This is a genomic window from Aminobacter sp. P4_D5, assembly GCF_056401815.1.
In genome coordinates, this window is record NZ_JBFUIP010000816.1 from 1 (window position 1) to 667 (window position 667).

Annotated in this window: 1 protein-coding gene; it reads right to left on the minus strand. The window is 74.7% G+C overall.

Annotated features, from left to right (window positions below; translation table 11 throughout):
- Positions 1 to 667, minus strand: a 667-nt coding sequence (gene proB, locus AC1DWF_RS35175; protein WP_476843096.1) for a glutamate 5-kinase, incomplete at both ends; no start/stop codon positions are given.

Genomic DNA, 667 nt, shown 5'->3' on the forward strand with positions numbered 1-667 from the left:
CGATGGATCAGCTCGTCGCGGCCGCGCCAGCCGAGCAGCGCCTCGATCTCTGCGCTGCGGTGGCCGGCGATGCGCGTCGCATCCGGCGCGTCATAGGCCGACAGGCCGCGGGCCAGTTCGCGTCCCGCCTCGTCGCGGACGCTCACCGCGTCTCCGCGCGAGAAATCGCCTTCCACCGCGCGTACGCCGGCCGGCAGCAGCGAGCCGCCGCGCAGCAGTGCCCGCGCGGCCCCGGCATCCACCACCAGCGCGCCATGCGGCTGCAGCGAGCCGCCGATCCAGCGCTTACGCGCGGTGCGGCCCTCGGGCGAGGCCAGGAACCAGGTGCAGCGCTCGCCGGCTTCGAGGCGCGCCAGCGGATGCGGCGCATGGCCGAGCGCGATCGCCATGGCACAGCCCGCGCCCGTCGCGATGCGCGCCGCGATCAGCTTCGTGCGCATGCCGCCGGAGGAATAGCCGGGCGGCGGATCGCCGCCCATCGCCATGATCTCGTCGGTGAGCCGCTCGACCACCGGCAGGTGCGTCGCGGCCGGGTCCTTGCGCGGATCCGCGCTGTAGAGGCCGTCGATGTCGGAGAGCAGGATCAGCGCGTCGGCCGCGATCATCTCGGCCACCCGCGCGGCCAGCCGGTCATTGTCGCCGAAGCGGATCTCGGCGGTCGCGACCG